The organism is Dryocola clanedunensis subsp. sulfonylureivorans (genome assembly GCF_016756775.1).
In the GTDB taxonomy this organism is placed as follows: domain Bacteria; phylum Pseudomonadota; class Gammaproteobacteria; order Enterobacterales; family Enterobacteriaceae; genus Dryocola; species Dryocola clanedunensis.
In genome coordinates this window covers 117,767-133,125 of the sequence record NZ_JAERMU010000006.1, presented here as the reverse complement: position 1 = coordinate 133,125, position 15,359 = coordinate 117,767, and the positions used below count along the sequence as shown (strand labels likewise).

The following is a 15,359-nucleotide window of genomic DNA, read 5'->3' as shown; positions in this document are numbered from 1 at the left end:
TTATCGTTAGCATTATCCTAAAACAAACCGCGCTATCGGCTTTCGGTATGCAACATATAGTTAACATCCACACCGGGGGCGAGCTTAAATTTGTTGGTGATCGGATTGAAGTGCAGGCCGGTCATGTGACGCTCGCGCAGCTGCGTGGTGTCTACCCAGCTTAAAAGTTCGGCAGGCTTGATGAATTTCTTAATGTCGTGCGTGCCTTTTGGCACCATGCGCAGCACGTACTCCGCGCCAACAACCGCCATCAGCCAGGATTTGCCGTTACGATTAAGCGTAGAGAAGAAGACATGGCCGCCTGGCTTGACGAGTTTCGCGCAGGCTTGAACTACGGACTGCGGGTCTGGCACATGTTCAAGCATCTCCATGCAGGTGACCACGTCGTACTGCCCCGCGTGTTCAGCGGCATGCTGTTCAACGGTTTCCTGAACGTAATCGACCTTAATGCCGCTTTCCAGCGAGTGCAGGCGGGCGACCTGCAGAGGTTCAAAGCCCATATCCAGCCCGGTGACCTCTGCGCCTTCACGCGCCATGCTCTCGGCCAGAATGCCGCCGCCGCAACCGACATCCAGCACCTTTTTAGCAAACAGGCCGCCTGAACGTTGGTTGATGTAGCCAAGTCGCAGCGGGTTAATGCGATGCAAAGGTTTGAATTCACCTTCTAAGTCCCACCAGCGCGAGGCGACGGCTTCGAATTTTGCGATTTCTTCGTGGTCAACGTTGTGGATTACCGGCTGATTTTCGGTATTCATGGTGGCTCTTATTCCTTGCAGGTCGTAGTGGGGCAGTATATCAGCCTCGGCCAATGAATAAAGCGCTGCGCAAACGTCCTGATGTTTCCCCACCACGCGCCGCTTGTGTTATAATTTGCGACCTTTGAATCCGGGACACAGTAGAGGGATAGCGGTTACATGAGCGACCTTGCCAGAGAAATTACACCGGTCAACATTGAGGAAGAGCTGAAGAGCTCCTATCTGGATTACGCGATGTCGGTTATTGTCGGCCGCGCACTGCCAGATGTCCGCGATGGACTCAAGCCGGTACACCGTCGCGTACTTTACGCCATGAACGTATTGGGCAATGACTGGAATAAAGCATACAAAAAATCCGCCCGTGTCGTTGGTGACGTAATCGGTAAATACCACCCTCATGGTGATACCGCCGTTTATGACACAATCGTCCGTATGGCGCAGCCATTCTCCTTGCGCTACATGCTGGTCGACGGCCAGGGTAACTTCGGTTCAGTGGACGGCGACTCCGCCGCAGCGATGCGTTATACGGAAATCCGTATGTCGAAAATCGCCCATGAGCTGATGGCCGACCTGGAAAAAGACACCGTAGATTTCGTCGATAACTACGACGGCACCGAACGCATTCCAGATGTTATGCCAACCAAGATCCCGAACCTGCTGGTTAACGGCTCGTCCGGTATCGCCGTCGGTATGGCGACCAACATTCCTCCGCACAACATCACTGAAGTCATCAACGGCTGCCTGGCCTATATTGAAGATGAAGACATCACCGTTGAAGGGTTGATGGAACACATCCCAGGGCCAGACTTCCCGACTGCGGCCATCATCAATGGCCGTCGGGGCATTGAAGAGGCTTACCGCACCGGCCGCGGCAAAATCTACATTCGCGCGCGCGCGGAAGTTGAAGCCGATGCCAAAACGGGCCGTGAAACGATCATCGTTCACGAAATCCCGTACCAGGTAAACAAAGCACGCCTTATCGAAAAAATCGCCGAGCTGGTGAAAGATAAGCGCGTGGAGGGCATCAGCGCCCTGCGCGACGAGTCTGACAAAGACGGGATGCGCATCGTTATCGAAATTAAACGCGATGCGGTGGGTGAAGTTGTGCTGAACAACCTCTACTCCCAGACCCAGCTGCAGACCTCCTTCGGTATCAACATGGTCGCGCTGCACCATGGCCAGCCGAAGATCATGAACCTGAAAGAGATCCTTTCCGCGTTCGTGCGTCACCGCCGTGAAGTCGTGACCCGCCGTACTATTTTCGAACTGCGTAAGGCCCGCGACCGTGCTCATATCCTTGAAGCGCTGGCCGTTGCACTGGCTAACATCGATCCAATCATTGAACTGATTCGCCGTGCGCCGACTCCTGCGGAAGCAAAAGCGGGTCTGATTGCTCGTTCATGGGAGCTGGGTAACGTTTCTGCCATGCTGGAACGTGCCGGTGGCGACGCCGCGCGTCCTGAGTGGCTGGAGCCAGAGTTCGGTATCCGTGACGGTCAGTACTTCCTGACCGAACAGCAGGCACAGGCGATTCTGGATCTGCGTTTGCAGAAACTGACCGGACTTGAGCACGAAAAACTGCTCGACGAATACAAAGAGCTGCTGGAGCAGATCGCTGAACTGCTGCACATTCTGGGCAGCGCAGAGCGCCTGATGGAAGTGATCACCGAAGAACTGGAAGCGATGCGCGACCAGTTTGGCGACAACCGTCGCACCGAGATCACCGCCAACACCGCCGATATCAACATTGAAGATCTGATCAACCAGGAAGATGTGGTGGTCACCCTGTCTCACCAGGGCTATGTGAAGTATCAGCCGCTGACGGATTACGAAGCACAACGTCGCGGTGGTAAAGGCAAGTCTGCAGCACGTATTAAAGAAGAAGACTTTATCGACCGCCTGCTGGTGGCCAACACCCACGATACGATCCTGCTGTTCTCCAGCCGTGGTCGCCTCTACTGGATGAAGGTTTATCAGCTGCCGGAAGCGAGCCGTGGCGCTCGTGGCCGTCCGATTGTTAACCTGCTGCCACTGGAAGCTGACGAACGCATTACTGCGATTCTGCCGGTACGCGAGTACGCCGAAGGCATCAACGTGTTCATGGCGACCGCAAGCGGTACCGTGAAGAAAACGGCGTTGACCGACTTCAGCCGTCCTCGTTCTGCGGGCATCATCGCCGTGAACCTGAACGAAGGCGACGAGCTGATTGGCGTTGACCTGACCGACGGCAGCAACGAAGCGATGCTGTTCTCAGCCGCCGGTAAAGTGGTGCGCTTCAAAGAAGACGCCGTTCGTACCATGGGCCGTACCGCAACGGGCGTTCGCGGTATCAAGCTTGCGGGCGTTGACAAAGTCGTTTCCCTGATCATTCCGCGCGGCGAAGGCTCCATCCTGACCGTGACGCAGAATGGTTACGGTAAACGTACTGCGGCAGACGAGTACCCAACCAAGTCTCGTGCTACCCAGGGCGTTATCTCCATCAAAGTGACCGAACGTAACGGCAGCGTCGTTGGCGCGGTGCAGGTGGAAGATACCGACCAGATCATGATGATCACCGATGCAGGCACGCTGGTTCGTACCCGCGTTTCTGAGGTGAGCGTGGTTGGTCGTAATACCCAGGGCGTGATCCTCATCCGTACAGCGGAAGATGAAAACGTGGTGGGTCTGCAGCGCGTTGCAGAGCCGGTTGACGAAGAAGAGCTGGATGCTATCGACGGCACCCTGGCGGAAGGCGATGACGAAATCGCGCCGGAAGCGGAAGGTGACGAAGATGCGGCGGACGACGCGGACGAATAATCCGTCTTTCGCGGTCTGAGACAACGCTTAAAACGCCTGATGCAGCGCATCGGGCGTTTTTTATTTTACTCCCCTGTACTATTCTGCTGTATGAAGAGCTCAATTAAAAAGGTAAGACAATGGCTATCCCTGAGAAGTATGAAGATGTGGAGCGCTGGGCATTCGGTGACACCGAGCGTCAGGCGGATGAGCTGGCTAAGCTGGTGCTCGACGGCGTGAAAACAGCGACCTGTTCCAACCTGGATGGCGAAGGCATTCCCAAACCAGGCGATGTCTTTGTGGTGGTGGATGGCAAAAACGAGCCGGTTTGTGCGATAGAACTGACTACGGTAGATATGAAGCCTTTCGATCAGGTGGACGAAGCTCACGCCCTGGCGGAAGGTGAGGGGGATAAAACCCTGGCTTACTGGCGTAACGAGCACAAACGCTTCTTTGAAGAGTACGAACTGTTCTCCCCGGATATGACGCTGGTGCTGATGGACTTTAAGGTTATCGAAAAGTTCTGACCGTGATTCCTCATCCGGCGGCAGCTGCGATGGGGAAAATCCAGTTTTCTGCCGTTGCGGGTTAGGGCTTTTGCGGCTACCTTATCGGCATCCCAACCTTTTGATTTTCCGCGACCAGGCTCAAATTGAAATATCTCGTCTCTTTTCGCAGTACGCTCAAGATTTCCCGCTACCTTTTCAGAGCGCTGGCGCTGCTGCTGTGGCTGCTGATAGCCCTTTTTTCGGTGTTTTATATCGTTAATGCGCTGCATGAAAAAGAGTCTGATATTCGTCAGGAGCTGAACATTAGTTTCGATCAGGCACAGCGCTACATTCAGCGTACGTCTGACGTAATGAAAGAGCTGAAGTACATCGCGGAAAACCGCCTGTCCGCCAGCAACGGCGTGCTGCCATCCATTGAGCGAGACGACAGCGCGGTTGAAACGCCTAATTTCATGCCGCTGTTTCCGGACTCTGACTGCTCGGCCATGAGTGCCTCCTGGCGCAGCTCTCTGCAGTCGCTCTCCTGGTTCCTCCGTTACTGGCGAGATAATTTCTCTGCCGCCTACGATCTCAATCGTGTGTTTCTGATCGGCGGCGAAAGTCTTTGCATGGCGGATTTCGGCCTCCGCAATATGCCGCTTGAGCGAGAAAAAGCGCTCAAGACGCTGCATGAGCGCATCATGAAATACCGTAATGCGCCGCAGGATGAACGGGGCAACAGTATTTACTGGATTGGTCAGGGTCCGCGCGCGAGCATTGGCTATTTCTATACTTTAACGCCGGTTTACCTGGCAAACCGGCTACAGGCTCTGCTGGGGATTGAGCAGACGGTACGCATGGAGAATTTCCTGACGCCCGGCACGCTCCCCGTTGGCATCACCATTCTTGACGAGAACAGCCATCCGCTTATCACCCTGGCTGGCCCGGAAACCAGCTTCGACCCTCAGGCGCACTGGCTACAGGAGCGTAACTGGTTTGGCTATACCTCCGGTTTTAAGCAGCTGGTGTTGAAAAAGAACCTGCCGCCGTCATCGCTTAGCGTTATCTATTCGGTGCCGGTGGATATCGTGCTGGAACGCATCCGCATGCTGATCCTTAATGCAGTGTTGCTTAACGTGCTGGTCGGCATCGTACTGTTTACCCTGGCGCGCATGTATGAGCGCAGGATATTTATTCCAGCGGAAAATGACGCCCAGCGTCTCGAAGAACATGAGCAATTTAACCGCAAGATTGTCGCTTCGGCACCGGTAGGTATCTGTATTTTACGTACGCTCGACGGCACAAATATTCTCAGTAACGAACTTGCCCATAACTACCTGAATATGCTGACTCATGAAGATAGGCAGCGGCTCACGCAAATCATTTGCGGCCAGCAGGTCAATTTTGTCGACGTGCTGACCAGCACCCATACCAATCTGCAAATTAGCTTTGTGCATTCGCGCTATCGCAATGAAAACGTGGCAATTTGCGTGCTGGTGGATGTCAGCGCCCGCGTGAAGATGGAGGAGTCACTGCAGGAGATGGCGCAGGCCTCCGAACAGGCGAGCCAGTCAAAATCGATGTTCCTTGCCACCGTCAGCCATGAGCTGCGCACCCCGCTGTATGGCATCATCGGTAATCTTGATTTACTGCAAACCAAAGCGCTGCCGAAAGGTGTCGATCGTCTGGTGACGGCGATGAACAACTCCTCGAGTCTGCTGTTGAAGATCATCAGCGATATCCTGGATTTCTCAAAGATTGAATCCGAGCAGCTGAAGATCGAGCCACGCGAATTCTCTCCTCGTGAGGTGATGAGCCACATTACTGCCAACTATTTGCCGCTGGTGGTGCGTAAACAGCTGGGCCTTTACTGCTTTATCGAACCAGATGTACCGCTCACGCTGCAAGGCGATCCGATGCGTCTGCAACAGGTGATTTCCAACCTGCTAAGTAATGCTATTAAGTTTACGGACGTTGGCTGCATCATTTTGCACGTGTCGGTTAACGGTGATTACCTCAGCTTCCGGGTTCGTGATACCGGCGTTGGGATCCCCGGTAAAGAAGTAACGCGTTTGTTCGACCCGTTCTTCCAGGTGGGAACAGGGGTTCAGCGTAACTTCCAGGGGACGGGGCTTGGGCTGGCAATCTGCGAAAAACTGATCAGCATGATGGACGGTGATATTTCTGTGGATACGGAAGCAGGGATGGGCAGCCAGTTCACGATCCGCATCCCCCTTTACTCAGCCGTTGCCGCACCGCTGGCACAGGTAGACGGACTGGCTGAGAAGCGCTGCTGGCTGTCGGTCAGAAATGCTTCTTTAAGCGATTATCTTGCCTCGTTACTGTCCAGGAACAACATCCACAATCAGATCTACAATGGGGAGGTGCCGGGCAGTGACGATGTGCTGATCACCGATGATGCGCTGGAAACTGCCTGGGAAGGGCGTGCGGCAATTATTTTCTGCCGCCGACACATTGGGATCCCGCAGCAACAGTCACCCGGCTGCTGGGTGCACAGCGTGGCTGCCCCGCACGATCTACTGACGCTGTTGGGGCGCATTTACAGTATTGATGTTGATGTGCCGGGTAGCACCTCTTCACTGCCAACGCCGACCCAAATCAACGAGCAGAATGATGACATGATGATCCTCGTGGTTGACGATCATCCGATAAACCGTCGCCTGCTGGCCGATCAGCTGGGCTCGCTGGGCTATCAGTGTAAAACGGCCAATGACGGGGTTGATGCGCTTAATGTCTTAAGTAAGAACCATATCGATATTGTGCTCAGCGACGTGAACATGCCTAATATGGACGGCTACCGTCTGACGCAACGCATTCGTCAGCTGGGGCTGACGTTGCCGGTGATAGGCGTCACGGCGAATGCCCTTGCCGAAGAGAAACAACGGTGTATTGAGTCGGGGATGGACAGCTGCCTGTCGAAACCGGTGACGCTGGATGTCATTAAGCAGACGCTGGCGGTCTATGCGGCGAGAGTAAGAAGCGGAAGGGGCTAAGTCAGACAGCTAAAACCGGAGTCTCCCTCTCCCGCAGGAGAGGGGGCTGAAAAGAGATTACTCTTTATCAGCCGGAGACAGGCTTACCGAGGAGAGGTAGTTCAGCAGCGCGATATCGTTTTCAACACCCAGTTTCATCATCGCTGATTTCTTCTGGCTACTGATGGTTTTGATACTGCGGTTCAGCTTACGGGCAATCTCTGTCACCAGGAAGCCTTCTGCGAACAAACGCAGAACTTCGCTCTCTTTTGGCGAAAGGCGCTTGTCGCCGTAGCCGCCAGCACTGATTTTCTCCAGCAGACGCGAGACGCTTTCCGGCGTGAATTTTTTGCCCTTCTGCAACGCCGCCAGTGCCTTAGGCAGATCGGTCGGTGCACCTTGCTTAAGCACAATCCCTTCGATATCCAGATCCAGCACGGCGCTCAAAATAGCCGGGTTGTTGTTCATCGTCAGAACGATAATCGAGATAGCCGGGAAGTGACGCTTAATATATTTAATCAGCGTAATGCCATCGCCGTATTTGTCTCCGGGCATGGAGAGATCGGTAATGAGCACGTGCGCGTCTAATTTTGGTAAATTATTGATAAGTGCTGTGGAATCTTCAAACTCACCGACAACATTCACCCACTCGATTTGCTCAAGTGATTTACGAATGCCGAACAGGACAATCGGGTGGTCGTCGGCAATAATTACGTTCATACTGTTCATGTAATAAGCTACCTTTCTACAGCAGACTTTTGACGTAAGCGTCAATGTCGCTGATATATTTTTGTATGTTGGCAACATCACTCTCGCGAATGTGCTGCTCTAACGTTTCACATAACTGCTTGCCGGGTACCAGGTTAAGCATGGCGAACACGCCTTTCAGGCGGTGCGCCGTTTGTGCCAGGGCAGCAAAATCACCTGCTGCTGATTCAGTATATAATCTACTGACATCTTCCGGTACTGTGTCGACAAACAGCGAGTAATAGCCGCTGGCATGAAGTTGCGCAGTTTCGTCACCGCCAGAGGGCGATTCGGGCATCTCTTCACGCGACAGCTGCTCTTCTATCAGCCCGAGAACCGCATCCTGCATCGCTGTGCTGATATTAAAGTTAACCCGGAACTGGCCTGGACCAAGCTTCCGCATTCCGTTTTCATCATCGCTTAAAAGCAAGCCTGAAGATGTAAGATTAGACGGATTATCAGTGAGGAAGATATCAAATTCTTGACTGGCTAATCTTTCATCAGGGGTAATGCAGTCCGCACCCCAATTCTCCAGCTGGCGCGTCACGATATGACGAACTTCGTTGGAAGTAATATCCAGCATTGCCACGACTTCATCCAGTAATTTCTCATCCTGTTCATCCGGCTGCGGCTCCGCGGTCATTAAAACATGCAGATTATAGCGCGTGCCGATATCTTCACGAGACTTGATGGAGAGGTGTCCGCCAAGTTTACGGGAAAGCTGATCGCACAGATAGAAGGTCAGGCCGTTCGCCTTTCCGTAGCGATCTTCGCTGGTTTCGTTGAGGAACGGGAAGTGCAGATTATCTATCTCATCGTTCCCGATGCCTTCGCCAGTATCCAGCACGCGGAACAGCAAGCGGTCTGGTGCGGACTCTTCCTCACATATTTCCAGGGTGATTTTACCCATTTGCGTTGTGGTCACTGAATAGTGGAGCAGCAAAAGCAGAATTTTGCGCAGCGCTTCCCGGTCGCCGTGGCGCTCTTCGTCAGCCGGTAACTGGTTATTGATCAGCAACTGCAATCCCTTCCGACGAATGACGGGCAACATTTCCAGCACAACTTCATCAATCACTGACTGAATGGCGAACTGGGTGGCATTCGTTTTCCAGCTATCCGCCTCAAGCAGATTGAGTAGCTGAATTTCATCCACTAATCGAATGATTTTTTGCGATTCATTTGCCAGTTGTATGTGATCCGGGGTCTTGATTTTTGCGGCCGTTTCAGCAAGGTTTTTTACCGGCTTATGCAGCGCCTGGCCAATGTGCTGCATAAACGCTGCACGACCCTGCAGATTCTTTTCAAACAGGCGCTGGGCCTGTTTGAGCTTCTTATTCACCAGGATTTCGCGGTCCTGATCGCGGATGACAAAAATCTGCGTGCGCGGGGCTATCTGACTGCGGAACTGACGTATCTCATAAAGCTCGTTATTGATAGTGGCCTGAATCACGCCCTGATGCTGGTCTGCCATGGCGATAATATTTTGCAGGTTCAGGTGGGGCATCAGGTGATCGGCGATTTTATTGCTGATAACCGTTCTGTTGGCATCAAGATCGTGCACCAGCAGGCCAATTGGCAGCAGGGCTACTATCTCTTCATTTAATGCGCGCAGTACGTGAAGTTCGTTGTTTGCCCCTGCTGAGGTTTCCGCTGAGCGAGGTGCCTGCTGGCGAAAGGTGGTAAAGCCAAACAACGCCAGCGCGAGTAAACCGATATTCAGCAGCAGCGGCAGGAGGATATTTTGTAGCGTATCCATCAGCAGCGTCCCGAACGGCACTTGCCATACCAGACGCAGGTGGGTGCTGGCCAGCGGCGAGGCTATTTCTATGCGGGCGCTGTTAAAGTTAATGGTGACGCTATCCGCACTCTCTTTATCACCAGCACGTGGAGCGGTGAGATTTTCATCCGGCTCCAGCTGGAAGCTGTCGAGGGACATCGTGGGGGGGATCAGGTCGTTAATCGGCAGATCGAAAGCGACGACCGTTGCCAGGTGCCCCGGCTGGTTGAAGGTGGTGCGCAGGGTAAAGTAGTGGCCATTTTGCCAGGCGAGCTGCCGCAGAGGAGAAAAACTCTCGCGCTCGTCCAGCGCATTAGCCTGCTGCAACATTTCTGCGCGGCGGGAATCAACGATGGTGCCGACGCCGGTCTCTTTGAAGCCGGAAGAGAGATCTTTCAAGGGCAGGGTGGAGACCAGAATCATACTGTTGTCCTGGCCGTTCAAATAATACATCGACCAGGGGCTACTTTCCGCGCCCCATAGCGTGTCGAGATAGCTGGAGATGCGCTGTGTCATCTCAAGCGTAGAGCTGTCATGGGAGCCAAAAATCAGCGCTTCGGTTTTACGACGAGGTTTTTCCAGGTAGTAAACGTCCTGGCGCAGACGCGTTTCCTGCAGACCGTCGCCTGATGATGAGGCCGGGGTTGCTGCGATGTTGTCGTAGATTTGCCATGTGGCGTAGCGATAGGTGTCGACGCGTTTATGGATCGCGTGGGTGATATCGACTATCTGATAGCTCTTATCTTTCAGCCAGGCGTTGACGGCGCTCTGTACCATCACTCCCATGGCGACAAGCAGCACGACGATCAGCAGCAAAAAGAAGCGCGTGATATTGCCGGGAATAAGGGAAAATTTATTAGGGATCATGCCGTCTGACTGACTCATTATTTAGTGCGTAACCCGGCGAACTCTCGCCACTCAAGAAAACTAACCATGCCACCTGCCTGAAGCAGGCGTTGTAAGCGTGAGCGATGCATTAAACGCACGCGTACGTAGGATACCTTTAACGGCCGCTGGCGTCATCGTCTCTGTGTAAAACAGATGGAGTATAAGGGCAAATGGCTACTTTGCCAGGTTATTGATAACTCGCCGAAAATAACATCTTAAACAGGAGCGTCATCGGCAGGTTTTATGCTCTCTTTCTGTACTAATGTTTATTCTCTGTACAAGTTAGAAATCAGAAGGGATTGTTTTGACTGAATAAATAGAACCAGGAATTATCCTGTTATGGTGTGACAGAGGGATTATTACGCAGAGTGATTACTTAATAGTCATTATATTTTTCTGGCGTAGCACAAAAATATTAAAGTTGCGTAAAGAAGGGTAAAAAAAACCGGATGCGAGCATCCGGTATTAAATAGGGGTAAACAGACATTCAGAACTGAATGACGGTAATAAATAAAGTTAATGATGATAGCGGGGTCTATTTTATCGATAAGTTGTGAAAATATTTTGTCATTCAGTGCTACATGATGTGAACTTCTCTAATTGACTGATTTGAATGTATGTTTGTCATTTTTTGATTATAAGTGCTGAATAAATTAGCTTTTCGTGCTAAAAAAAGTTCCATTAAATACACAATTTGAAACATCTATGTGGATATCTGAAACATCTATATAGTTTTAGTATCATATTCGCGTTGGATTATTCTGGAATTGTTTCGGACAATGAGTTGCCGACTGATTAGAGGGTAATCAGTAAGCAGTGGCATATAAAAAGGCATATAACAGAGGGTTAATAACATGAAAGCTAAAGTACTGTCCCTCCTGGTACCAGCTCTGCTGGTAGCAGGCACCGCTCACGCGGCCGAAATTTATAACAAAGACGGCAACAAATTAGATCTGTACGGCAAAGTTGATGGCCTGCACTACTTCTCTGATGACGATAGCGCAGATGGCGACCAGACCTATATGCGTCTGGGCTTCAAAGGCGAAACTCAGATTAACGACCAGCTGACCGGTTACGGCCAGTGGGAATATCAGATTCAGGGCAACAGCGCTGAAAACGAAAACAACTCCTGGACCCGTCTGGCGTTTGCTGGTCTGCGTTTTGGTGACTATGGTTCATTCGACTACGGTCGTAACTACGGCGTTGTTTACGACGTCACTTCATGGACTGACGTTCTGCCAGAATTTGGCGGCGACACCTATAGTTCTGACAACTTCCTGCAATCCCGTGCTAACGGCGTTGCAACTTACCGTAACACTGACTTCTTCGGTCTGGTTGACGGCCTGAACTTTGCTCTGCAGTACCAGGGTAAAAACGGCAGCACAGATGCAGAAGGCCACACCGGCTTCACCAACAACGGTCGTGACGAACTGCGTCAGAACGGTGACGGCTTCGGCGGCTCCCTGACTTACGATCTGGGCGAAGGCTTCAGCATCGGTTCTGCAATCGCAAGCTCTAAGCGTACTGCTGATCAGAACAACAACCTGTCACTGGGTGAAGGCGATCGTGCTGAAACCTATACCGGTGGTCTGAAATACGACGCGAACAACGTATACCTGGCAACTCAGTATACCCAGACTTACAACGCCACTCGCGCAGGCGACCAGGGCTTTGCTAACAAAGCACAGAACTTCGAAGTTGTCGCTCAGTACCAGTTCGACTTCGGTCTGCGTCCTTCAGTTGCTTACCTGCAGTCCAAAGGTAAAGACATCGAAGGTTACGGCGACCAGGATCTGCTGAAATATGTTGATGTTGGCGCGACTTACTACTTCAACAAAAACATGTCCACCTACGTTGATTACAAAATCAACCTGATTGACGAAAACGACTTCACCCGCTATGCAGGTGTGAGCACCGACGACATCGTTGCACTGGGTCTGGTTTACCAGTTCTAAGTCCGATACTCGTTGCATAAAAAGCGCCTCAGGGCGCTTTTTTTATCTCTGCATCCTCAACAAACCCGCCGCTTTCCCTCATCGCTTACGCCTTTTGATATACTCTTGCGCCTCAGAACTGGAGAGCGAAAACAATGGAACGACAACTTCTGCGCCGCGGCCTGCTCGCCGTGGCACTTCTGCTTCTCGCCGGGTGCGATAATCAGCCTGCAAAACAGAACGCTGGCCTGGTGCTGGAAGGCAAAACGATGGGGACCTGGTGGCGCGCAAGCCTGGCCGGCGTGGATAAATCCCGCCAGAATGAATTGCGCACCAAAATTCAGGCGCAGCTGGACGGTGACGATCGCCTGCTGTCGACCTATAAAGCAGACTCTGCTTTGTCGCGCTTTAACCAGTCCCGCAGCACCGAACCTTATGCCGTCAGCGAAGGGATGAGCGATATCGTGACTTTATCTCTGCGAATTGGGGCTAAAACCCAGGGTGCGATGGATGTTACGGTTGGTCCTCTGGTGAATCTCTGGGGATTTGGCCCCGACAAGCAGCCGGTGAAAACGCCAACCCAGGCCCAAATCGACGCCGCTAAGGCGCTGACAGGGCTTCAGCATTTGAAAGTGATTCATCAGGCCGGACAGCAGTGGCTGCAAAAAGATCTGCCGGGGCTGTATGTCGATCTCTCCACCGTCGGGGAAGGCTACGCGGCAGACCATCTGGCGCGCCTGATGGAGCAAAACGGGATTGGCCGCTATCTGGTCTCAGTGGGCGGAGCGGTTGTGACGCGTGGGACGAACCCGGATGGCAGAGCCTGGCGCGTAGCTATTCAGAAACCGACCGACCGGGAAAATGCTGTGCAGGCGGTGGTCGATTTAAACGGCCACGGCATCAGCACCTCCGGCAGCTACCGTAACTATTACGAGCTGGACGGAAAGCGGCTGTCTCATGTTATTGACCCAACGACAGGAGCGCCCATTCAACATAAGCTGGTCTCGGCCACCGTGATAGCGACCACGGCGCTGGAAGCCGACGGCTGGGATACGGGACTGATGGTTCTTGGCACAGAAAAAGCTAAGCAGATTGCCGAGAAAGAAGGGCTGGCGGTATACCTCATTACCAAAGAGGGTGAGGGGTTCTCTACCTGGATGTCGCCGCAGTTTAAAACCTTCCTGCTGAGCGAGTAGAATTAGAAAGCAAGAATGCGGGTTTTCCAATTGGCGCTTACTGGCAAAGTCACCCTGTGACAGCAAAACAGAGGAGCAAGTCATGAAAACAATGAATGACGTCACCACTGATGAGCGCCGCTGGCAGGCCGTGGAAACCCGTGACGGGAATGCCGACGGAAAGTTTGTCTTTGCCGTGAAAACCACCGGTATTTTTTGCCGACCTTCCTGTACCGCTCGCCGTCCGCTGCGTAAAAATGTTCTCTTTTTCTTAAACCCAGACGACGCGGCAGCGGCGGGCTTCCGCCCCTGTAAGCGCTGCCAGCCGGACAAAGTTGCCCCAGAACAGCAGCGGGCAGAACGTATTATGCAGGCGTGCCGCATCATGGAAGCCAGCCCGGAGCCTCTGACGCTGGAAACGCTTGCGGCCCAGGTGGCGATGAGCCCATTCCATTTTCATCGGCTCTTTAAGAGCATCATCGGTTTAACGCCAGGCGCCTGGCAAAAAGCGCTGCGCACACAGCGTTTGCGTGACCGGCTGGCTGACGGGGAGAAAGTCACCAGAGCCGCCTACGACGCCGGTTTCCAGTCGGGCAGTAATTTTTATCAGCAGGCTGATGCTGCGCTGGGGATGACCGCGCGTCAGTACCGGCAGGGCGGAGAGAGGGCGACGGTTCAGTTCGTTGTCGGCTGCTGTCAGCTTGGTGAGTTTCTGGTGGCTGAAAGCGAACGTGGCATTTGCGCCATCCTGCTGGGCCGTTCTGCGGAAATCTTAATTGCCGAGCTGGAAACACTCTTCCCGAAGGCTAACCTTATATCAGGTGATGCGGCTTATGCGCAGCGTGTTGCAAGCGTAGTGAGTCTTCTGGAACACCCAGGCCGGGACATCGATTTACCGCTGGATATCCAGGGGACGGCATTCCAGCAGCAGGTCTGGCAGGCGCTGCAGGAAATACCAGCAGGTTCGACCGTCAGCTATCAGGATATTGCTGAACGTATTGGCAAACCGAAAGCGGTAAGAGCCGTCGCGGGAGCCTGTGCTGCGAACAGGCTGGCGGTGGTGATTCCCTGCCATCGCGTTGTCCGTAGCGACGGAGCGCTTTCCGGCTATCGCTGGGGCGTTGAGCGTAAAAAGCAGCTGTTGAGTCTGGAAGCCGAACAGAGGAAAAAGTAATGCTCGATCTCTTCGCTGATGAATCTCCCTGGCAAGAGCCGCTCGCTGATGGGGCGGTGATCCTGCGGCGTTTCGCCCGCGCTCAGGCAGAAAACCTGATCGAGCAGATCGAGCGTGTTGCGCAGCAATCGCCGTTTCGTCAGATGGTTACACCGGGCGGCTATACCATGTCCGTCGCCATGACTAACTGCGGAGAGAGGGGCTGGACGACCAACCAGCATGGCTATCTCTATTCTCCGGACGATCCTCTCACGGGGCGACGCTGGCCGGCGATGCCACAGGTTTTCCGGCAGCTATCCGATGCGGCTTCGCAAGCCGCTGGTTACCGTGGTTTTGCCCCCGATGCGTGCCTTATTAACCGCTATGCTGAAGGGGCAAAACTCTCACTTCATCAGGACAAAGACGAGCCGAACCTGCAGCAGCCTATTGTTTCTGTCTCACTCGGCCTGCCTGCGGTTTTCCAGTTTGGAGGGCTTAAACGTAACGATCCGCTCCAGCGAGTGATGCTCGAACACGGTGACGTGGTGGTATGGGGAGGTGCATCGCGGCTGTTTTTCCATGGCATTTTACCCCTCAAGCCCGGCCATCATGCCGCAACGGGAGAAGTGCGTTACAACCTGACCTTCCGCAGCACTTCAAAAAGCGAATAAAAA

General features: G+C 53.2%; 10 protein-coding genes. 7 read left to right on the top strand and 3 right to left on the bottom strand.

The window, feature by feature from the left end; all coding sequences use genetic code 11:
- Positions 1-32: 32 nt before the first annotated feature.
- Complete coding sequence (gene ubiG, locus HYQ67_RS07775; protein ID WP_202303032.1) at positions 33-755, bottom strand: bifunctional 2-polyprenyl-6-hydroxyphenol methylase/3-demethylubiquinol 3-O-methyltransferase UbiG; 723 nt, start codon at positions 753-755, stop codon at positions 33-35.
- 159 nt (positions 756-914) lie between these two features.
- Here ubiG and gyrA point away from each other — a divergent pair, with 159 nt between their 5' ends.
- From gyrA to rcsC, 3 genes are all read left to right on the top strand, one after another.
- On the top strand, positions 915-3,551 hold the full coding sequence (gyrA, locus tag HYQ67_RS07770; protein WP_202303030.1) for a DNA topoisomerase (ATP-hydrolyzing) subunit A: 2,637 nt from the start codon (positions 915-917) through the stop codon (positions 3,549-3,551).
- Positions 3,552-3,670: 119 nt separating this feature from the next.
- Positions 3,671-4,057, top strand: coding sequence for an ASCH domain-containing protein (locus HYQ67_RS07765; RefSeq protein WP_202303028.1), 387 nt, complete (start codon positions 3,671-3,673; stop codon positions 4,055-4,057).
- 125 nt (positions 4,058-4,182) lie between these two features.
- Positions 4,183-7,032 carry a two-component system sensor histidine kinase RcsC gene (gene rcsC, locus HYQ67_RS07760; RefSeq protein WP_202303026.1) on the top strand — a complete coding sequence of 950 codons (2,850 nt, stop codon included), beginning with the start codon at positions 4,183-4,185 and terminating at the stop codon, positions 7,030-7,032.
- A gap of 57 nt (positions 7,033-7,089) precedes the next feature.
- Here the strand turns inward: rcsC and rcsB are convergent, their stop codons facing one another.
- Positions 7,090-7,740: a response regulator transcription factor RcsB gene (gene rcsB / locus HYQ67_RS07755; RefSeq protein WP_202303024.1), complete on the bottom strand. Its 651-nt coding sequence runs from the start codon at positions 7,738-7,740 to the stop codon at positions 7,090-7,092.
- Positions 7,741-7,756: 16 nt separating this feature from the next.
- Positions 7,757-10,402, bottom strand: coding sequence for a phosphotransferase RcsD (gene rcsD, locus HYQ67_RS07750; RefSeq protein WP_431355432.1), 2,646 nt, complete (start codon positions 10,400-10,402; stop codon positions 7,757-7,759).
- 875 nt (positions 10,403-11,277) lie between these two features.
- Between rcsD and HYQ67_RS07745 the strand changes: the two genes are divergently transcribed.
- The 4 genes from HYQ67_RS07745 to alkB all read left to right on the top strand — a co-directional run bounded on the left by HYQ67_RS07745 (position 11,278) and on the right by alkB (position 15,356).
- A complete protein-coding gene (locus HYQ67_RS07745; RefSeq protein ID WP_202303020.1) occupies positions 11,278-12,378 on the top strand; it encodes a porin OmpC in 1,101 nt (366 codons plus the stop codon).
- Between the two features lie 134 nt (positions 12,379-12,512).
- Positions 12,513-13,553, top strand: coding sequence for an FAD:protein FMN transferase ApbE (gene apbE, locus HYQ67_RS07740; protein WP_202303018.1), 1,041 nt, complete (start codon positions 12,513-12,515; stop codon positions 13,551-13,553).
- Positions 13,554-13,644: 91 nt separating this feature from the next.
- Complete coding sequence (gene ada / locus HYQ67_RS07735; RefSeq protein ID WP_202303245.1) at positions 13,645-14,706, top strand: bifunctional DNA-binding transcriptional regulator/O6-methylguanine-DNA methyltransferase Ada; 1,062 nt, start codon at positions 13,645-13,647, stop codon at positions 14,704-14,706.
- A complete protein-coding gene (gene alkB, locus HYQ67_RS07730; RefSeq protein WP_202303016.1) occupies positions 14,706-15,356 on the top strand; it encodes a DNA oxidative demethylase AlkB in 651 nt (216 codons plus the stop codon). Before ada ends, alkB begins: the two co-directional genes overlap by 1 nt.
- Positions 15,357-15,359: the final 3 nt, after the last annotated feature.